The sequence below is a fragment of the Hydrogenibacillus schlegelii genome, assembly GCF_001653195.1.
Taxonomy (GTDB): Bacteria; Bacillota; Bacilli; order Thermicanales; family DSM-22653; genus Hydrogenibacillus; species Hydrogenibacillus schlegelii.
On sequence record NZ_JXBB01000024.1, the window covers coordinates 1 to 20,292 of the forward strand.

The 20,292-nt window shown below is 57.1% G+C and carries 20 protein-coding genes; all 20 read right to left on the reverse strand.

Annotated elements, in window-relative coordinates; translation table 11 throughout:
* Window positions 1-307: 307 nt before the first annotated feature.
* Entirely contained in the window at window positions 308-637 is a 330-nt protein-coding gene (locus SA87_RS13195; RefSeq protein ID WP_415579272.1) for a hypothetical protein, read from the reverse strand.
* A 630-nt stretch (window positions 638-1,267) separates the two neighbouring features.
* Window positions 1,268-1,546, reverse strand: a complete 279-nt coding sequence (locus tag SA87_RS07890; RefSeq protein ID WP_169816935.1) for a hypothetical protein — start codon at window positions 1,544-1,546, stop codon at window positions 1,268-1,270.
* Between the two features lie 154 nt (window positions 1,547-1,700).
* Window positions 1,701-2,516, reverse strand: a complete 816-nt coding sequence (locus tag SA87_RS07895; RefSeq protein WP_066442087.1) for a hypothetical protein — start codon at window positions 2,514-2,516, stop codon at window positions 1,701-1,703.
* Window positions 2,517-2,554: 38 nt separating this feature from the next.
* A complete protein-coding gene (locus tag SA87_RS07900; RefSeq protein WP_082718461.1) occupies window positions 2,555-4,606 on the reverse strand; it encodes a PrsW family glutamic-type intramembrane protease in 2,052 nt (683 codons plus the stop codon).
* Between the two features lie 68 nt (window positions 4,607-4,674).
* Window positions 4,675-5,703: a zinc ribbon domain-containing protein gene (locus tag SA87_RS14035; protein WP_169793347.1), complete on the reverse strand. Its 1,029-nt coding sequence runs from the start codon at window positions 5,701-5,703 to the stop codon at window positions 4,675-4,677.
* A 43-nt stretch (window positions 5,704-5,746) separates the two neighbouring features.
* The gene (locus SA87_RS07910) at window positions 5,747-6,922 is read right to left on the reverse strand and encodes a zinc ribbon domain-containing protein (protein WP_169816937.1); all 1,176 of its coding nucleotides are present in this window, start codon (window positions 6,920-6,922) and stop codon (window positions 5,747-5,749) included.
* A 162-nt stretch (window positions 6,923-7,084) separates the two neighbouring features.
* Window positions 7,085-8,419: a TraB/GumN family protein gene (locus SA87_RS07915; protein ID WP_156516510.1), complete on the reverse strand. Its 1,335-nt coding sequence runs from the start codon at window positions 8,417-8,419 to the stop codon at window positions 7,085-7,087.
* Complete coding sequence (locus SA87_RS07920) at window positions 8,343-8,816, reverse strand: RDD family protein (protein ID WP_066201749.1); 474 nt, start codon at window positions 8,814-8,816, stop codon at window positions 8,343-8,345. The genes SA87_RS07915 and SA87_RS07920 overlap by 77 nt, the downstream gene beginning before the upstream one ends.
* Before the next feature lie 30 nt (window positions 8,817-8,846).
* On the reverse strand, window positions 8,847-9,038 hold the full coding sequence (locus tag SA87_RS07925; protein ID WP_066201752.1) for a hypothetical protein: 192 nt from the start codon (window positions 9,036-9,038) through the stop codon (window positions 8,847-8,849).
* A gap of 168 nt (window positions 9,039-9,206) precedes the next feature.
* Window positions 9,207-9,926, reverse strand: a complete 720-nt coding sequence (locus SA87_RS07930; RefSeq protein ID WP_066201754.1) for a hypothetical protein — start codon at window positions 9,924-9,926, stop codon at window positions 9,207-9,209.
* 172 nt (window positions 9,927-10,098) lie between these two features.
* Complete coding sequence (locus SA87_RS13200) at window positions 10,099-10,857, reverse strand: pilus assembly protein TadG-related protein (protein ID WP_169793345.1); 759 nt, start codon at window positions 10,855-10,857, stop codon at window positions 10,099-10,101.
* 71 nt (window positions 10,858-10,928) lie between these two features.
* Complete coding sequence (locus tag SA87_RS07940) at window positions 10,929-11,378, reverse strand: TadE/TadG family type IV pilus assembly protein (protein ID WP_066442085.1); 450 nt, start codon at window positions 11,376-11,378, stop codon at window positions 10,929-10,931.
* Window positions 11,379-11,438: 60 nt separating this feature from the next.
* A complete protein-coding gene (locus SA87_RS07945; RefSeq protein WP_066201763.1) occupies window positions 11,439-12,869 on the reverse strand; it encodes a VWA domain-containing protein in 1,431 nt (476 codons plus the stop codon).
* A gap of 53 nt (window positions 12,870-12,922) precedes the next feature.
* The gene (locus SA87_RS12695) at window positions 12,923-14,581 is read right to left on the reverse strand and encodes a vWA domain-containing protein (RefSeq protein ID WP_169793344.1); all 1,659 of its coding nucleotides are present in this window, start codon (window positions 14,579-14,581) and stop codon (window positions 12,923-12,925) included.
* Between the two features lie 181 nt (window positions 14,582-14,762).
* Window positions 14,763-15,035, reverse strand: coding sequence for a hypothetical protein (locus tag SA87_RS07955; protein ID WP_066201768.1), 273 nt, complete (start codon window positions 15,033-15,035; stop codon window positions 14,763-14,765).
* A gap of 162 nt (window positions 15,036-15,197) precedes the next feature.
* Window positions 15,198-16,199 (reverse strand): type II secretion system F family protein, encoded by a 1,002-nt coding sequence (locus SA87_RS07960; RefSeq protein ID WP_082910510.1) that lies wholly within the window; start codon window positions 16,197-16,199, stop codon window positions 15,198-15,200.
* Between the two features lie 14 nt (window positions 16,200-16,213).
* Complete coding sequence (locus tag SA87_RS07965; protein ID WP_066201771.1) at window positions 16,214-17,158, reverse strand: type II secretion system F family protein; 945 nt, start codon at window positions 17,156-17,158, stop codon at window positions 16,214-16,216.
* A 42-nt stretch (window positions 17,159-17,200) separates the two neighbouring features.
* The gene (locus SA87_RS07970; RefSeq protein ID WP_066201773.1) at window positions 17,201-18,604 is read right to left on the reverse strand and encodes a TadA family conjugal transfer-associated ATPase; all 1,404 of its coding nucleotides are present in this window, start codon (window positions 18,602-18,604) and stop codon (window positions 17,201-17,203) included.
* 41 nt (window positions 18,605-18,645) lie between these two features.
* Window positions 18,646-19,971, reverse strand: coding sequence for a CpaE/TadZ family protein (locus tag SA87_RS07975; protein ID WP_066201776.1), 1,326 nt, complete (start codon window positions 19,969-19,971; stop codon window positions 18,646-18,648).
* A 24-nt stretch (window positions 19,972-19,995) separates the two neighbouring features.
* Window positions 19,996-20,184, reverse strand: a complete 189-nt coding sequence (locus tag SA87_RS07980; protein WP_066201778.1) for a hypothetical protein — start codon at window positions 20,182-20,184, stop codon at window positions 19,996-19,998.
* Between the last annotated feature and the right edge of the window lie 108 nt (window positions 20,185-20,292).

Consider the following 20,292-nt stretch of genomic DNA (forward strand, 5'->3'; position numbering starts at 1 on the left):
TATTGGCAGTGGAAGAAGGAACAACAGAAATCCACTGAGCCGGCCATGCTGCACGTTGTGAATGCCTGAGTGACCTGTCCTTTCATTCGCCGAAGAGGGCAATTTACACATGATACTGGACTTGATCGGCGGGATCGTCAACGACCACATGAATCAGGTTCGGTTCACCCATCGAATCGCTCCGTTAAAAGAATGAAAAGAATGACGACGTCCGAAAAAATATGTGGAGGATCGCCTCCCGCCTGATGCGAGCGACGTCTCTGAAGCGATCTCTGAGGAGGCGATCCGCACAGCGTGGGAGCAGTAATTAACCTCCTCCCCCGGTACCACCTTTATTAAGATTTTCAGCTTGATTACCGACAGACGTAAACAAATTTGATAAAGCATTTTTCACAGATTCTGCTAAACCACTCCCTATCCCTTTCGCATCGTTATTAAATGCCGTAGCGACCGCAAATAAAACCGCCAGCACGAGAAAGCCGAGCGCGACCCATTCGAGCGACACGCCACCCCGATCGTTGCGGAGCACGGAACCGACGCGCGCTTTGACCCGCGCCGGAAGAAGATAGACGTCCGCATAGAGGCGGGTTGCCGCCCTGTCCAGATAAGACCGGACTTGTCTGATCATTCGCTGCACCTCCTTTCCCGAGAAAATCCACGGCTTTGACGGCGGCCGGGCGCCGGGCTCTTGCAAGAATCGGAAATCCAATTCTTGCATAGGCTCCCGCCCAAGACTATTATGAATAAAAGAAAATCGGTTGTCAATAACGATCACGATGAATAAGCCCTTTTTTACAAAAGCTTAACATTCGGCTTGTATATGGCTAAAGTCCTAGTAAAGGCCTCCCAGGGCTCCCTGCCGATTCTCCCAGGACGATTGATTTCCACGGTCAACCCGGTATGTCCGGCAAAAGCGAAAAAAGCCGAAAGGAGACGGACTCTGGCGGACGAAGCGCTCAAAGCTGAGATCGAAACCATGCTTCGGGAACATCCGGAGTCCGGCGATCACCGCCTCGACGCCGAACTTCGGCGTCGGGGAATGATCCTCAACGGAAAGCGGGGCCGTCGTCTTCTTCACACGGGAACCGGACACCTTCGAGGGGCTCACCGCCGATTTCGCCCAACTCGTCGATGGCGGCGGGAAAGTTTGGCTTTTGCCGATTCTGGACCATCGATCTCGGCGAATTCTTGAATCCGCGCCATCTCTTTCTATCCGGTTCTCCGGATGTTCAGACGGCGCTTCAGGCTAGGGAACGGGCCAAAGCGTTCATTCTGATCCAAAAGAGAGCGCCCGAAAGCCACCCTCCATCACGATCCGGGCGGCACCTTCTTGAGCCACGCGTGGGTCGGTTATCTCCTGCTTCAAGAAGGACAGCGACGGTCGTACAGCCTTTGCGGTCCGAAGGAGAATTCCATCGTCGAATCCTTCTTCTTGCGTCTCAAAGCAGAGCATCAAGAGCTTCTCTTGAAGCAAAGCGCGTGCGAAGCCCTCGATGCGCTTTTGGCCGAACGAATCCGGACCTATCACGAGCACCGGCAGATTCAATCCTGCGGTACAAACCGCCCCAAGAAACGCTTAAAGAAGCCCTTAGAACAAGCCAGGTCTTCATCATATAGGAATACCGATAAAATTGTCTAATTTATGGGGCGCGGTTCCAATGAGCGAATGGCAGGTTTTTGAGTTGACAAATACAAATATCCTACATCAGTTTCAATCCGCGTTCGGCGAGGTAGGCATCGACATCTTTGGTGAATGCCTGGATGAAATGCCAGCCCCTCACTTTCTCTTTCGTGATCGTCCCGTCGTAAAACTTCACCACGATCTTCTTCGCGTCCAGCTCCTCCACCGCATCCTCTCCCAACCGCCGGCGCAGATAGCCCAACACCCACTCCCGCGGGACGTGCTCCTCGAATCGCTTTACCAGGCTCAACACCTCTTCCTTCGTCTTGAGCGTTTCGCTGCCATCCTGCACCCGATCGTAGAGCTTCCGCGGACGGTACAAAAACGCCGGTTCGCCCAAAAACCCGTTCCACCTATCCCCCATCCACAGCTCCCGCACCGCCGGTAGGCGCGCGATGTCCTTGAGAACTTCCAACAGCGCCGCCGTCCGGGCCGCATTCAGCTCCGGATCCTTCGTCCGGTAAAACTTCAAACGGTCGTACTCGATCATGTGCATATATTCAAAACTGACGACCAGATCGACCCAGTGCTTGTCGTCGGTCACCGCGGAATTGAAATAGCCGGCGACAAACATCGAGGAATTCTTAAACAGCCGGTGGTTCCTTATGATCTCCTCCAGCGCTTCCGGTGTCTCAATGTTTTCGATATAGTTTCTTTCCTCTTCCGTCTTGGCAGATACTAGGTTGGGCACCCTGCTTCTGCTGAGTAACTTCACCGCCCCCCAGTGCTTCATAAGCGTCTTGGCGATCTCGATCCCAACCTCTTTGTACGGTTCTTCCAGGTAGGATCCCCAAAAGGTGAACATAAGTTCCCGGTAATCGCGTCCGGAGCTCATCCTTCTTCCCTCCTCGGCTTTTTCTCAGCCACATGATATCACTTTCCTTTTCCCCACGGCACCTTGTAGATCTCAACCGGAAAACCGTGGGCTTCATACGCCCGCCGGATGATCTCTAGCGCTTCGTCGGGGGCGGAATCGGAAACCTTCAGCACCCAGCGGATTTCATCGATCGGAACCGGAATCTCGATCCCCAACCGGCGGGCTTCCGGAAATTTGTCGAGGTTGCTTTGAAGATAATCAATAGATTCTCTGTGTTTCTCAAACTGGATCCAAAATCGGCGTTCCTGTTCTCCAATTTTTTTGGGAAAACCTTTGTATACAATGTCTTCCGGAGGATAGGACGCTAGTTTGTACCAATCCTCCCTCGACCACATCTTGGCTTCGACGACGGCTTCGATCTTCCCGTTACGGACCACGAGGTCGTCGGGGATACCGTAAATCCCGGTACCTTTTCGACCATATTTCATTTCAAACTCTTTTCGCCCTGCTATAGTCACTTCTCTAAATAACTTTTGCGTCTTATCTACCCCGATACTCCCGGGCAGCGGCATGTGCCGCTCGAACCTTCGAAAGGCGAGCGATGCCAGCGGTTTCTTCCCCGGACCTCCGGGTAAAACCATCATCCCAAGCGTCAGAGCCGTTCCCAGAACAACTTCCGGGGACTGGAGTTTCCGGGGATCACGCCAGAGCTCAGCGAGATCGTCTGCCGTCTCCGCGACATCGTAGACGGTGAGCGCCAGCCCGACCGCCGACCAGAACCCGAGCAGCGGAAATGAGAGCGCAAAAATCCCGAAGAGAAGTCCGGCTTTTTCATACCACGGAAGGCCGCCCCACCAGCGCGTAAATCCGTCGAAAAGACAGGTGAAGCACGAGCCGTCGGCGTCCGGCCAGGTGAGCAGCCAGTTCCAGGCCGCCCACGTGAAAATGAGAAAGACGGCGGCCGTCGAAAGCCACATCAACCATTGATGGAGGCGACCGTCTAGCGCTTCTCCGCGTTCTCGGGCGTCTTCATCGCCGTACAACCACGTAAAACCGAGTTGCCGACGTTCTCGGTAAAAGACGAGAAGGAGAAAAACATCTTCTCGCTTTGTGAAAAACACCCGGAACGTCTCGTACGCCTCAGTCAACGGGTTTAACCAATGCTCCGAAGGAAGACGCGGCAGTTCCTCCCGCACGCGGTTGAGATCCCAGTAGTCGTAGACGATGGCGACAATCCACAGCACAAGCAAAAGAGGAATCGCCTGAAATCCGGCACCGAAGAAAGCGTGAAGGTTCAAAACCCAACGCGGAAAATCGTCCTGCCCGTTCCATGCCGCATGATCGAGAATGGCGAGAAAGAGAAGAGCCGCGGGAAACAAGTAGGCATACGCCCCCACTTCCCGCGGCTTCTTCCAGCGCAGACGCAGAGCGATTCCGATTCCCAGGGCAACAAGCGCCGTCTCCACCGCGTGGCTGGGCGTCATGAGGTCCGGGCGGGAGCTCTCGTAAAATTTCCCCGGAAACAGCGTCCAGAACTCCCAGTGGATGAACTTCCCGAACAGCGTCTCTCCATACCCAAACCAGCCGGTCGACACCAGACGCCGTACGGTTTCTTCCGCCCACTGAAAGCCCGCCCCGGTCGCCGCGCCGATGAGTACATAGTCGCTCAGGCTCAAGGAAGAAGACCGCCTCGCGACGAGGAGAAAGACGATCAAGGGAAGGAGCTTAAAGATTTCCTCCACGATGGGCGTGAGGACGGCCATGCTGCCCACATCCGAAGGGATCAGGCCGAAAACCCGGTTAAGCGCCGATACGACCCAGCGAACGAGCGGGGCGATCACCCACCCGCCCGCCAGGAAGAAGGCCGTATACGTCCGCCAGGTGATCGTCTTGCTCCGACCGATCAGCCAAAACTGTATCAGGACATACAACGACCAGAGATACTGAACAAAAATCGTCCGCGCATCCTTCAAGAACAAAAGGCTCAAAAGAAAAACGACGAACGAAAACCAAGCAAATACGGCATAAACGTTGCGGATCCAAGGAAATCGTCCGAGGATGGCATGGCATGCCTCCTCAAACCGATCCCAAAGCCATCGCAAAGTCATCGCATCCCGTCCCCAAAAATCAACATAGGACTTGCCCGAAAAGGCGTTACAAAAACTCGACACGTGACTTATATTCCGATGAGGTACAGAAGCCAAAGCGCCCGGATCTCCCCGACGGCCCAGGTGAGGATCAGCACGTACAGAAGCGAAAAGCCGCTCAAGATGAGAAGGATCGTCCGCGCGCCCGGTCGTCCGCTCCCCTCTTTCTGTACATGCCAGGCCGACCGGTACCAGAGCCCTCCGGCCATAAAGAGCGAAAGCCCCGCCACGAGCAAAAAGAGCGGCAGGCTGATCCAAGCGAGCACGAATGCGCTCCAGGCGAACACGATCGGCCAGGCAAGCGGCGCCCCCAGTTCCCGAAGAAGCGCCGTGAAGCTATACGGTCGACCGCCGGCGTAAAAGACGAGATAAACGATCACATAGATGAACACAAGATACAGCGCGATCAAGATGAACGGCTGGAGCCAGTAAGCGACAAACAGCGACTTGCCCCCGCCGGCCAACTCCAGCACGAAAGCGACGATAGACTCGCGCAGCGAACCGCCCGGTCCCTGAAGATGGCCCAGGACCGACTGAACGGAAGCATAGACGCCCAACGAGAGTCCCAGGGCAAAGAGCGCCATATTCACCAGCCCGTACGCCCAGTTGAAAGCGGCGGGCGCTTCGCGTCCGTCCGAAAGATCCGGACGCCGGAGCGCCTGGGCCAGCGCGGCGGAATACCCCTGCAAAAATCGAAAAAGCGGAGCGGCCATCTCCTGAAGCGAACGCGCCGGGGAACCGGTCGACGGGGCCGGGCCGCCGTCTCCTCCCGACGGGCCGGGGCCCGTTTTTTCGCCCGCCGGCGCGTCGATGCCCGGCGGCGCACCGGGCGTCGGACCGGCGGCGGCCGCCGGCGGCTCTTTCGTCCGGCGGTCGGGCGCCGTTTCCCCGCGGAGGTCGGACGCCGCCTCGACTGCAGACGGCGACCGGTCTTTGACGGATTCGGCCGCTTGAAGCGCATCGGGGGCCGGGGGCTCCGGCGCCGGAAGCGGCGCACCGCACTCGGCACAAAAACGCGCATCCGGTTCGTTTTCAAAACCGCATTGCGGACAGCGCATCATTTTCACCTCTTATCTGAATTGATGGTATTTCTTCCAAGCGTTACGGCGCCAGCGGTTTGCCACAGTGGGTACAAAACTTTCGACGCCGCACCCGCTGACCGCAGTGCGGGCAGGCGACCACGTCCGGCTCGGCCGCAACCGGCATCTCCGGCGCGTCCCGGTTCAAGGTGGGCCCTTCCATCGCCGGTGCCGCTTCGGGCGGGGACGGAGGCGCCTTCGCCTGAACGTCAGGGGAGTGGACGGTCGCGGCGATCGTCGAGGCGGCCGCCTCCCGATCGTGCGCCGACGGCGCCGGGGGCGGCGCCGCTTGAGATTCGACCGGCCGGACGGCGCCGGTCGCCGGGGCCTCGGCTGCCCGGACGAACAAGCGATAGACGTTCAGAATTTGGGCTGCGCCCAAAAAAGGCGCGGTAAGCACGATAAGCGCCACGTCCACCATGGACCCCGCCGGCAGCAGGAAGGCGAGCACGGCGATCAAAAGCCCCAGGAGGAGCCACCAGACACCGGCGATCAAAACATTTTCTGCGGCCATCAGAGCGACCGCGTCAAAACGGTGACGGAGAAATCGAAAACCGCCGGCGAGCGCGGCGCCGACGCCGGCGTCGCGGGCGTAAAGATACAGATTGGCCACCAGACCGAACCAGAAATACAGAAATCCGACGAGCGAGCCGAACAGGAACAGATAAAAGGCGGAGGTCAGCGATTCGGCTTTCGTCATACCGCTCAAGAAAAACGGAGCGCTCCCCGCAGCGATTAAAATGACCATCCCGAGGTTCAGCACGAAGAACAACAGCCCCGACAGCACATTCAATCCCAATGAGGAAAAAAATTTTTGCGTGAACAGCTTCCATGTCTTCTGCAGCACCCCCCCTTCACGGTCTGACCGGACGAAGGCGGCGCCGACACTGCTTCCCCAATGCAACGTGAGCCAGAACACGAAACCGGCAACCGTGAACGCCAGGCCGACCGCCAGCGCCGTTCCGGCGTCTGGCGTGACCAGCGCGCCGGACAACGCTTCCGGAGAAACCCCCGGCGCCGTCGGATCGATCCCCGTTTGGGCAAGGTTTTGAAGTTCTTCCCACGCATTCAGAAGACCATGGGCGGCACTCCCGCCGATCACGCTGATCCCGATCGCAATCGGCGCCACGATCACGGCCACCCCGACGCTTCCGAGCAGAAGCAACAGTCCGGCTTTGACGATGTTGCCGGCGGTCATCATCGGACGAAAATTCGACAATCGAGATCCCCCCTCTTTCGCAAGAATACGGAGCCGGACGCAGGACCGTTGTTTTGTGGGCTGACGGTATGTTACAATAAGCTCCGATGGGCCGGTCGCCAGAACCGATCGCAATCCACTCGATGGCTTCGGCACCGCCCATCATTTTTGTGTGACGGTGAACCCTTTCGCTTTTAAGTCATCCAGGACATTGTTCTGCCCGACAAGGTGAGCGGCGCCGACGATGACGAAAAGCGGCGTCTTTTCTTCTTTGGACAGCGCATCGATGCGCTCCGCCATCCGACGGTTGCGCTGGTCATACATCGCTTCTACATAGCGCTTTTTTTCCGGCGGTGCATTGTCTCGATCGATCATTGCCCCCAGGGCGCGCGCATCGCCTTTTGTCCAGTAATCAAAAATCGTGTTTAAGCTTTGCTTCACTTCCTGGGGCGTTTTGGAGAGTTCTTCCCGCAGCAAGAAGGCGACGGTCTCCCGATCAAAGCGCTCAAAAATGGAAAGCTGGGCATCGACGCCTTCCAGTTCCAGAATGGTTTTCCCGGCTTCTTTGGCCTTCTTCAAAAAGTAAACGTCAATACCGTACTCCGGATCAAACCCGATGTCCCGGTAATTGGTCCCGATGATCATATAGAGCACCATCCACGGCTTCATCGTATCCTGAACGGTCATCTGGAGCAGGGGGTTTTCTTTCTTTTTTTGTTCGATCAGCTGGACGACATCCGCCGGCAATTCATCTTTGTACGTCCGGCCGTCCGTATACCATCCGCCAAACATCCGCAGCGCGGCCGTCATCTGCGCCGTGCCTGACGTGACGTCCGCTTCGACCGCAAGACGCGGTGTCTCGCGAAAGGCATCTTCAATTTCCGGGCGAAGCGGATACAGTTCCGGAAAGCCGACGTGCACGGAGCCGAGAAGGTATACTTGCGCTTCCCCTCGTTTCGCCTCCCAAAAAAGCCCGCGGGCATTCACCCCGGCCTCCCGCCCGGGATGATCCGGAGACGAAGACGGAGGGGACGGTTTTGCCGCATCGTTTTCGAGCAGCGCCCCCAACATCCCGCCGAACAACGCGTTTAACGCACGATCCAAGTCGTCTGCCGTGATCCCTATGTCTTGCCCTTCGCCGCCGGGCCCGTCAAGCGCGGAGGGAGCGTCGCCGGCTTTGCCGGTCGCATCAGCATCCGGCGCCGAATCGGCCGGCACTTCGATCGTGCCGGCGTCAGCCCATCCGTCTTTCTGGGCTTGATGTTCCGGACCGGGCCGCCAAAGCTGTGACGTCAGCGAACAACCGGAAAGCATCACGACGATCGCCCACCAAAAAGCGAACGCCGAAAATATCGGACCTCTGAACCGATGCCCCATTCTCACACGCTCCTTCTTCAACCTTCCCGCTTTCTTTGGCCGGCTAAGCTTTGGCGACCACCGTCTTGGCGATGAGGTCATGAAGCGCTTGTCTTTTTTCCGTACCGGCGACGAGAACAATATTGGCGATGTAAACCAGTAACGACACCATGGGGATCGCCAACAACGCGACGAACATCAGCTCTCGGACAACCAATGTTTGCCCGTCGGCCGGCGAGCCGTCGGCTTTGACGACGCGGATCCCCAACACTTTTTTCCCGAGCGTCTGACCGTCCATGGTCCATTCGGTCGACAAACGATAGACGAACGCGATAAACCCGGCAAGAAAGCGCATCGGGAAACTTCCGACGCCGGCCCGAGGCGTATACGCTTCGCTCACGTACATCGGCATCGTGAGCACCCAAAAGACGAGCCACACCAGCAAAAACACCACGGCCAACAACACGCCATCGATCAGATAAGCACCCAGCCGTTCCCAAAATGACGCCTTTTCCGTGCGATGGACGATGGTTTGCATCGCGTTTGTTCGATCTCCTTTCCGGCCCAGTTAGTGTTCCTTGCGAGGATCGGCAAGCGCCAGGATCCCGCCGATCAGAAGAAACGGGAAGGCCATGAAATAGGCCACAAAAAACCCGACGAACAACCCCAGCACCGCCGAGATGAGCTGCAGGATCCCGGAAGCTGCCGGATTTTTCAGGGCCAGCGCGGCGCCGACGATCCCAAAGACGGAAATGAACATGAGCCCGATCGCTCAGATCGCTCCCCCGCCGGATTCCGACCCCAAAGCGGCCAACATCAAAAACCCGCCCGTCATAAAGCCGATGACGCCGCCGATGAGTCCCAAAATGAGCGAAGCCAGTTTGATCGTCTTCGACCTCCCTGTAGACGGTTTTTACGAGGCCCTCCGCTAAGACCGATCGTCCGGAACGACGGACGAAGCGGGGGGAGTCGGCGACTGCGTTCGGGCCCGCCGCCGCGTGACGAAAAGCGCGACCCCCAACAGAAGAAGCGCCAGGACGAACAGCCCGATCACCACCGGATGAAAGATCCCTCCGAGCCCGGCATTCGGCAGTCGGAACGAAAACGTCATCGTCTGCGAATCCATCCAATTGATCGGCCAGGTGATGCGCTTATCCTCCGTAGAATAGGTCCCGTTCGTCTCTACGTCTTCGGCATTCTGAGGCAGCAAGACGGAAATCCGCCCGTCGATCATCGATAAGAAGGCTCCACCCTCTATGTTATGGTCGAAATTCAGCTGAAGACGAAACGATTCTTTGCCGTTTTCTTTACGGTGCTCGATCATGACGTTCTCGCTTTTCGTCAAATCCTCGATGCGAGCGGATCTCCGAAGTTCGATGCCTTGTTTTCCGGACGACTCAATGAGGTTGAAGCGACATCCCGGCTCTTTTTCGCAATTCGCTTTCTGTTCCGCGACGAACTTTTCCCATTGGTTGCGATTCGATTGAATCAATGCTTCATTGACAAAAGCCTGGCTGACCAATTCGACGTTTGGAAACTTGCGCATATCGATCTGAAGGTCGACCGATGCGCAGCCGGAAAGCCCCCACAGCGCGAGCACGAGCAGTGTTAGGGCGGTGATCCGCTTCAGCTCGGATCGATCGATCATGAGAATACTCCTTTCTTTATCAGGGTTGAGACGTTTTGTTCCGGGCTTCGTATGTCCGGTCGATCTCTCTTTAAGATGAAAAAACATACGGTATGAGACCGCGTTTGAAGTTCATTATGGTTCTGTCCCTCCCGGTAAATCAATGTGATTAATAAATGGTGCGTTATGTTGTTCATCGCCCGAGCGGATCGGCGATCGGAATCGGATAGCTGATGCCGGGCCGATCGATGGCTTGCTCTTCTCCGAAGGTGATCACTCCCAGCCGAAGTCCGCGGTACTCTTTCGTCGTGATCAAGACAACTCGCGGAGAAGGATCTCCCCTGATCACTTCTAATCGGGGGCCGTCGATCAGGCGAGCGCCGTTTTTTTGGGCGATGTTCGACGCAACGTCTTTCATCGTTTGCCGACCTTCGGCCCAACCTTCATCGGCCAAAGTTCGAAAGCAACGGGACGGAACCTCGCGACACGCTTCTTCGACATCGCCCGCCCCGGCGTAATACAAGGGCAGTGTACGGTCGATGCGCTCTTTTTGAGCATAAAAATGTGCTCTGCCAATCCTCTCCTCATATGTTTGCCATTCTATGCATTCTCCTGTATCGGGATCGCGGCTCAGACAGTGAACGTAAGCGCCGCGCGTTTTTTCCCATACCGAGTTGTAGAGTGTATTGGCGGCGGCCAGCGCGGCTTGGTCGGCCGCACGATTGGAGACTTCCTTGACGAGGAAGGCCTGAGAGACGTTGAGCAAAAACAAAAAGGCGACGGGGAAAAGAACGACCCATGCGGCCAAAAACGTGTACGTCCCATGTCCGCTGTCTGATCGAAGCAACCCTTGTAGCTCCTGAAAAAAAGCGACAGGCGGCCGATGCTCCTCTCTCCCTTGTCTTTTTCTTCGTTTGCGCGTCCTTCTGCGGATCAGGCGGACGAGATTCACGCGCGTTCCCTCCTTCTCGTCGTCGACGACTGCGGCGGCGCATATGTTGTCTTCGTTTGCACGTGACCGAGTTAAGGAAGCAACGCCTTCCCTTCTGCTCGGTGGTCGACGGTATACGTCAATCGATCATTGTCGTGAATGAGAAAGCGCATCAGGCCGAGCCAGTAACGCACCCGCATGGTGACGGTGAACGAATCGTCCCCGCTGATGTTCAGACTTTCCATCCGCATGAGTGATCGACGATGTTCGTCTTCATCAGGATATCCCGTGCCGACGATGCGTGCCGCCATCTCTCTGGCCTGATTGAGATCGCCGGTCACGGCGTAAACTTTGGCCGCTTCATTGACTGCGTGCTGAGAGACAAAAAATTGCAATCCCAGTGTAATCACCTGAAGAAAGATAAAGAATAAGATCACATAAAAGGGCAGCATCATCAAGAATTCGATCGTCTCCACGCCACGATCATCTTTGAGGCCTTGAAAACGTTGGGGCGCTGCTTTTAACCGCTTAAGCAAACGCATCTTCATCCCTCCTCGAACAGGTATACGCTCTTATCGCCATTGCTCCGTTCATCGTCGGTCTCATGGACTGCCGTGCACCGGCGTTTCGTCACCGTTTCGGAGCCGGCCCGGGGAAAAAAGATCGCCGCCGAGTCCCGGTTCGATCATCGCTTCTTTCGTCTCGGAAAGCTTCGTCAAGCGGTCATAAATGGCCAGCCGCCGCGCATCCAGCGCTGCGCGCGCTTCGTCACGCAGCGCGCGCACACGCTTTACACGACGCTCCAGAAAAGAAAGCATGGTGTCGTACGCCGTGCGATCGAGTTCTCCCGCCTCCAAAAGCCGCTTGAGCTCGCCGTTGACTCCCTCCACTTCTTGTTCTTCTGCTTTGTCCCAGGCGATCGTGAATTGGGAAACGACGATCGAACTGGTCAATCGTTCCATCCAGAGATCGTGCTTGGCTTTATCCCTCCATGCGTCCCACATTTTGGCCCACTGCATGATCTCGTCCATCTGTTCCTGAAGCTGCGTCAAGTTCTCGACCCGCGCATAGATGGCGTCGACGGACTGGGCAAGCGATCTTAAAGCCGCATCCTCGGTGGCATTGACGCCGAGACCGATGATGTGAATGAGCGGTTCGACCCGGGAAGCCTTGAGCGCTTGCGCCTCCGCGACCGGATCGCCGCCGCACGTCTCCATCCCGTCGGTCAGAACGAAGACGAAGTTGGCGTGATCGGCGGCATCTTTGCCGGCAAAATCGCCCTCAGCCTGATTCAGGGCATAGGCCAGAGGCGTAAAGCCGGCCGGAACGACTCGAGCTGCCGCCTGCATGATCGCACCAGCGTTCTTGGGCGCAAAAGAAAGCAGAAGTTCGCTGCTCAGGCAGCCTTCCGCCTCCGGTCCGGTATGATGCCCGAAGACGCGCAAGGCGACGTTGACGTTGGGCGGTAGTCTGGTCAGAAACGTCTCCAGTTCCTGCAAAGCGATCGTCCATTTACTTTTTCCGCCACCTGGCGCAAAATCTTCGTTCATGCTTCCGCTGGCGTCCAGCAATATTTCCATGTTCACGTTCGCCTTGAAAAGCGCTTTTCTATAACGGGGATCGAAAAACGTGTCTTCCGGCACCGGAAGAAAAGCAAAATCGACATCATCCGGTGAGGGGTACGGCCCGACGTGCCGGGCAACGAGATGCGCCAGCTGCCTCTCCGGATCATCGAATCGCCGAACGTCGGCTCGCTGAAGCACTGTAGGGATCTCGCGGCTGTAAGCGATGAGCGTCTTCCAATCATGGGGATACAAAAACGATTGAATCAGACCGTGATCGGGTTCCCGGTCGGCACGGTCATCGCCCGGTGCCGCTTCCTGCGCCGCCGGATCGGCCGGTACAGCGCGGTCGCCGACCGGCGAAGAAGTCGCCACGGGAAATGCTTCGCCGCGCACGAGCAAGGTAAGGCTCGCCCCGGCCATCATGCTGATGATGATCAGTAACGCCGTTTTGCGCCAAGATGCGGGCAATGCTCTCACCCCTTTCTTCAATGCGCGCCTCACGATCCCTGGCTTACCGCTTTCTAAGGCCTCTGTTTCGTCGCCTGCTCCCGGGTCAGCCGTTCGATTTCTTCTTCGAGCGTCATAAAGTTTTGGTCGATCTGGCGTTGGAGCAGGGGACGATAATGCGTGCGCCAGTAGTCCATTATGCCATCTGTTGGATAAAGCTCCTTTTCTCTTAGGTAAGATTCAATTGAAAGTGATATTTTTTCTTCATGTCTTAAAGCATTTAAAATCTTAAAGTCAATAATTTCTAATCGGTCACTTGCACTATGCCATTCTTTCTCCATCTCATCCAATCGTTCGATCATCTTCATCCGCTGCTTACCCAAATCACGCATCGCCTCCTTCCGCCACGCCTCCCACCCTTCGCTCCAGCGCGTGAGCCGGTCAAACTCGGCCTGGATCTCCGCCAGATTGCGCGCATCGCGATAGATCCCGCCGACCCGCTCCGCCAGCGCCGAAAGCTGCTTCTTCCCTTCGGCGTCGACATCAAAGCCGATGATGTGAAAAAACGGCTGAATCGCGCTTCCTTTGAGCGCTTCCGCCGCCTTCAGCGGATCGCCCCCGCACGTCTCCGCCCCGTCGGAGACGATGACCACGATGTTCGTATACCCCTCCCCCTGATACGGCCGAAAATCTTCCCCCGCCCGCTCGATGCTGTAGGCAAGCGGTGTCCATCCTGCCGCTTCAATCTCTCCCAGCGCCGCCGCAAATCGGTCTGCCGCATAGCTCCCAAACGGATACAACAGCTCGCTGAATCGGCACGATGCCTCTTTCGTCGGCTGCGGCCGGTGCCCAAACGCCCGCAACGCGACGTTCGCTTCCTTCGGCAGCGACCGCACCAGCGTCTCCACCGCTTCTTTGGCCAGCGCCAGTTTCGTCTTTCCTCCGATCGTTTCCTTCATGCTTCCGCTCGCGTCGAGGATCACTTCGATATTGACCTGCGCCCGGTAGGGGATCTTTCCGTATTCCGGATCGTCCTGGAGCGCCGGCATCGCCGGTTTCACGAAATCGACGTACAGCGTCTCCGGTCGCGGAAACGTCTGCCACGCCTCCGCGACGATCGCACTGGCCCCCAATCGTTTTAGCGTCTCTGCTGCTCGATTCAACGCATTTTCGCTGTAAAGAGTACCATAATCATCTAATTTGCTTTTATAATCAAGTGCTCCCATACAGTCAAAACATAGTGGCTTACTATCATACGGCTTCATAATGGGAAAACGAGCCAAAAACGGCTGTAATTCTCCCTCGTCCGGCACCCGCCCATCAAACGGCCCCGGCGGTATCGCCCACAAAACCTCCGGCAAGTTCGCATCGGGTAGTTTGGGTTCCACCGGATAAAACAGCGGATCGCGCAAAATGCGTTCGATCTCTTCCCGATCGACCGGATGGAGTTCGTTCAACCAGGGATAACGCGCCTCTAGATCGTTTTCGAGTGTTCCTTCGCTCCCCGCCTCCTTACCGGCAGCTTCCCTTTGGTCGCCCTCGACTGTCCTGTTCCCCGCCGCTTCTTCGCCGGTACGATTGTCCTTTGCTTCTTTTTTTTCGTTCGATGCGGTTCCTTGTGATACGGAAGGCGGCGCTTTTGGTTCCTGAAGCTTCAGCATGCTGCAACCGCTGAACAGGACAGCCAAAATCACGCCGACCAGCGCGATACTCAATGGCCGTTTTTTTCGCATGTAGCCTGAATCGGTTCGAATTCTATGCAACATGATCGCTAATCGTCCTCCGTTTTCTTAATCGATTTCCGCTATTAAAAGACATGCGGTCCAAGCGGCATTGTTTCCCTGCAAAATATGATTATGTAAGGATGGGAGCAGAAATGTCTTCTGCTCCCTATAAGCTTTGGCCAGTTTATTTTTATCCTTTTTTTAGCAGAAAACCAGCGATATGCGATAAAACGTCGACGACATTATCAAGAAAACCTTTAGTTTTTTCTTGTCCGCTGTCTTGCATCCATTGAAAAATCACAGTAACAACAAACCCAATCACCAGCAACATCGCAATCCACTCGATGGCTTCGGCACCGCGGTCTTCTTTGGCGCGCTCCTTGAGGCGTTCGACGGCGCTGTACGCTTTTGCCTGCGCTTTCGCGTAGAAAGCGAGCGCCGCGTGGTTCACTTTCTCAAGCATGTCCGATCCTCCTTCGTTAAGTGTTGATTGCGGACGTCGGTCCGCCGCTTATGCCCCGCGACCGTTGCGACGAGCGACCCGACCGAAAGCATGGTGCGACCGGCGCTTTGCATGAGCGGTCGGTTTTCTTTCATGTCCCACCCCCTTTCAAGTCTGCAATCGTCAAGGTGTGCCGGCCGTCGTCTGAGAGCTAAAAATAGGACCGAGCGTGCGGGCGATGTTCAGGCCGAACAGGACGACAAAAAGGAACATTGTCGCCGGCACGATGAGCAACGTTGTGACAAAGGAGATCTTCGGGGCGGCCTTGGCGGCCGCTTCTTTGGCTTTCTCGCGGCGAATGCGGCGCATCTGTTCAGCATGAAAGGCGAACGTCTCGGAGACGGGGGTGCCCAGACGATGCCCCTGAATGAGCGCCTTGATGAGCGCCTGGAACTCGGCGCTCCGGTTGCGCGCGATGAGCGCCCCCCAGACCTGTTCTCGCGGATGGCCCAGCGCCAGACGTTGCAGAAAAAATTCCCATTCCTCCCGTAAAGGTCCGCCGATGCCTTGCGCCACGAGGGCGAGCGCTCGATCGAGCGGGAGGCCGGCTTTGAGGGTGACGCTCATGATGTCGAGAAAGTCGCTGAGCGAACGGGTGATCTCGTCCTGCCGCGCATCGGCGCTCCGTCGCAACCAGTAGATGCTGCCCCCATACCCGGCAAGGGGCAAAAGGACGGGCCACAGCGGCCCAAACGGGAAGCCGATGATCATCAGCATTAGGCCGCTCAGAAAGCCAAGAAGCGCCAGCAAAATCTTGAGCCCCTGGAATTGTTCCACCGTCATGCCGAGCGGCTGTCCGGCGTAGAGCAAGAGCCGCTGAACGTCGGCGTCGCTGCTGGCAAAATCGATCCGGCTGCCCCATGCGCTGAAGCGCGGTGCGGTACGAAGCAGCAAACGCATCAACCGCTGAAGCCGCGATGGACGCTCTTTCTTGCGCAACGATTCAAAGCCGTCGCTCCCGTAAAGGAGCATACCCGCCCGAAGGCGAAGCTTTCTTCGCTCTCTGGCGATACGATCCAGGTCCACCAACGCCCAGGCAAACATGAACCAGGCGGCGAACACGACCCACCCCACGAGCATCGCCTCCTTTCCGTACCGTCGCTTCGCCTTTTCCGTCCCTCTCACCTTTTCCGTCCCTCTCAAACGCGAAAGTCCACCAGCTTGCGCATCATCCAGAAGGCACCGGCCACGGCGATGAGAAACACGATCAGGGTGATGATGCCGAGCGGATGCCCGTAAAGCGGCTCGACAAGATCCGGGTTCAGCATTCCCATGAGGAGAAGCAGGAAAATCGGCGTAATCGAGATGACCGTCGCCGTCATGCGCGGCTCTGCCGTCAATGCGCGAATCTCGGCGTTCAGGGTGACGCGATCTTGCAACGTTTTGGAAAGTTCATCGAGCGACTGGCTGACGTTCCCGCCCGCCTGCTTCTGGATCAAGATCTGGGCGGCAAAGATCCGATAGTCTTCCGTGCCGACGCGCCTTACCAGCCTCTCGATCGCCTCTTCAAAGGGCACCCCCACTTGCAGTTCGCGGTGAACACGGGCAAACTCGGAACGCGTCGGTTCAGGAATATCGTAGAGGGCGAAGCCGAAGGCCTGCGACAGGCTCATCCCGGCGCGCGTCGCGTTGGCGATCAGATTGGCGGCGCTCGGCAATTGCTCGGTGAGCCGCTCGCGTTGGCGGTTCCGCCGAAGATAAAGGAGTCCCGCCGGCGTGGACACCGCCAAGATGACGGCAAAAAGGACGTTCACCGGATAACTGACGTTAAAGAAGAGATTCAGGAAAATCGAAAGCAAAAGCGCTCCCGTCAGGATAAAGGCGTATAATTCCGCCGGCTTCACCTGAAGCTCCGCCGCCCGCAGCCACCGTTCGATCTGCCGCGACGAATCCCATTGGTCGATGCGATCCATCCACCGTTTGAGCCGGGACGCTCGGGCTCGAACCTTAAAGCCGGGATCTCGCTGAAACTGCCGGAGCAGTTCGCGGCTGTCCAGAGTTTCCTGGAGCAGCGAACCCACGCTGACGGCCCCGCCAAAAACGGCCAGGAAAACGACGATGACCGTCTCCATCGTAAAGGGCATCGACCGACACCTCCTTCCGTCCGTTGCATGCCCGCTTGCCTTTCAGAGCGTCGTCTCTCTTTCGCGATCCGTTTCGAGCAAACCTTGCACCGACACATCCGGCGCTTCCCGGGGGATCAGGAGGTCTTCCGGCGGTCGAAGGCCGTAGATCTGAAACTTCTCCAAGATCGCCGCCGGACGATAACCGGTCGCCGTATGATAACCGACCGCCCGCCCTTCCTCGTCGATGCCCAATCGCTTATAGACATAAATGGGTTTCACCGTGAACTTTTGCGTCTCCGGGTCGACAAACAGCTCGGCAACGGCGACGACCTTTCGCTGGCCGTCTCTCAAGCGCTCAACTTGCACGATGAGATCGACGGCGGAAGCGATGTACTCGCGGATGATCGCCGGATTCAGATCGAGCCCGGCCATCATGACCATCCCCTCCACGCGGTTTAAAGCATCCCGCGGCGAATTGGCATGGACGGTGGTGAGCGACCCTTCGTGGCCGGTGTTCATCGCCTGCAGCATGTCGAACGCTTCGGCGCCCCGCACCTCGCCGACGATGATCCGGTCCGGCCGCATACGAAGGGCATTCCGCACAAGCTGACGAATGGGGATCTCACCCTTGCCCTCGACGTTCGCCGGGCGGGCTTCGAGGCCGACGACGTTGGGGCGGTAAATCTTGAGTTCCGCCGAGTCTTCGATGGTGATGACGCGCTCGCTGTGCGGAATGTGTTGGGCCATGGCGTTGAGAAGCGTCGTCTTGCCGCTTCCCGTCCCGCCGGAGATCAAGATGTTGGTGCGCACATTCACCGCCGCGGCAAGAAACCACTGGATCCGCTCATCAAAGCTCCCGAACCGGCGAAGATCGTCCATGCTGTAAGGTTCCTTGCGGAACTTCCGGATGGACAGAAGCGGACCTCTCAGACTGATCGGCGGAATGACGGCATTCACACGGCTGCCGTCCGGAAGGCGCGCGTCGACCATCGGGGAACTTTCGTCGATCCGCCGTCCCACCGCTGAGATGATGCGGTCGATGAGATGGCGCAGGTACCCATCATCGCGAAAGGCCAGCGGCACTTGTTCCAGCTTTCCATGGCGTTCGATAAAAATTTCGTCTTTGCCGTTCACCAGCACCTCGGTAACATCCGGGTCATTCAAGTAAGTTTCCAGCGGGCCGTACCCGACCGTCTCATGGATGATCTGCTGAATCAACAACTCTTGTTCCACCCGCGAAAAGACGACCCGCTCTTCGCTCATGAACTGGACGACCCAGCGGGCAACGGTGCGCCGGCGCTCATCCGCGGGCAACTGCAATAGCGCATTCAAATCCGTTTCCGAGATCAGCCGGTTCTTATAATGATCGATATAGCGGGCCATCACCGCGTCGAAGTGTTGGCCAACCTCCCAGCGACGCTGCAGCGTCTTTTGTCGCTGCGGAGGAAGATAACGTTTTTTCATCGGTCCTTGCGCCCTGCCTTTCGTCGAGCTGTCTTATGTGTCTACTCTTTTGAATTCAGAGCTTTCTCCAGCCGTGCCAGTTCCTCTTGCTCTCTGGCCTGAGCGGCAATTCGGGTACGGAGGACATCCGGCACCAGGCGTTCGAGCAAGCCTGATCTCCAGCCGGGAGACCGTTCGGTGAGGTTACCGCGGGCGCCGAACGCCAGCTTGCGGTGGGGGCGAAGTCCCAACCGCTCGGCAGCATCGACCACCCATTGCCGAACATCTCGCGCCACGGCATTTCGCGGTCTTTCATTCGCTCGACGAATCGGTACGCCGTGGAGAATCCGGGCATGCACACGGCGATGATCGTCCCGCACCACCCCATCGATCGGAGTGGAAAGCATTTTTTTAAGATGGCTGACCTTGATCGGGGATGTGGCGTTTTGCTTGTTGATGATAACGCGCATTTTGCTCTCAACATCGATTCCCAGACTCTCGAGATAAAGACGGGCGCGACGAAACGCCCTCAACCCCGGAAGATCCGCCGTGAGAACGTAGATGATCTCATCGCTCAACTGCAACGCGGTATACGAAAGCACATCGATCTCCACCGGCAAGTCTACGACGATGAACAAATAATATGTCCGAAAAGCACGCAACAGTTGACGGATATCCGCTTCTGTCCAATCGGACACGAGCTGATCATCTTTCGGGCTCCCGAAAAGTTCCAGTCCGGAATCTTCCAGGCGGGTCACGACGCTTTTGATGTGGAGCTCGCTTAACTCATCAATGACGGCCTTCAACTCGGTAAACGGCCGGCTTTGCTCGAGCCCCAAAAACTGTTCGACGGCGCCGTACTGGATGTTCAAGTCGACCAGAAGCGTTTCCGCGCCGGTTTCGATGCGCATCGTCTGAGCAAAGGTCGCCGCCAGCAACGACCGGCCGGCTCCGCCCGAGCCGCTGTAAAAGGAGAGAATGTGCGGGCGGCGCTTTTCTTCCGGCGCGATTTCTTCCCTTCGGGCTTTCGCCTGCCTTTCTGCCCAACGGTCAACGACTTTGCCCGTCCGATCTGTAAACTGCCCCGCTTCTTCCGGAAAGATCAGGACGTCCGTCGCGCCCAGACGAAAGGCATCGCGAATAAAGGAGGCCTGCCGTTCCTCTGTAATGAACAAAATCGGTTGGATCAGCTCCTGACGGAGATACGCCAGCGGTTCCAGACCCAGCTCCGGATCCCAGACATAAATCACGGCCTCCGGCCGCTCCCGTTCAACGTCATTCAGCACATGAAGCATGGTACTTTCAACGATCGTCCACGACCGTTGAGCTGCCTGAGCCTTGATCATGTTTTTGATGTCTTCGGTTCCGGATAGGAGAATGAGGTTCATGCCGCGCCACTCCGTCCGGTTATTTTACTCCTGCTTTTCATCGCCCTGTTTTTCCCGTTCATCCCCAGGCGGCACGAGAGACGTCCCTTTTGTCTTCAACGTCTCGGCCGTCGGCTTCAGCGACGACGCCTTCAGCAGATAGGCGTAATCCGAGTAATGCAAGACATGGAGAATTTCGGGGGCCAGCTCGAGCGGGATCAAGTCCAGTATCATGTGTAAATTGCCCTCTTCGGCGAATGAAAGGACAGGTCACTCAGGCATTCACAACGTGCAGCATGGCCGGCTCAGTGGATTTCTGTTGTTCCTTCTTCCACTGCCAAT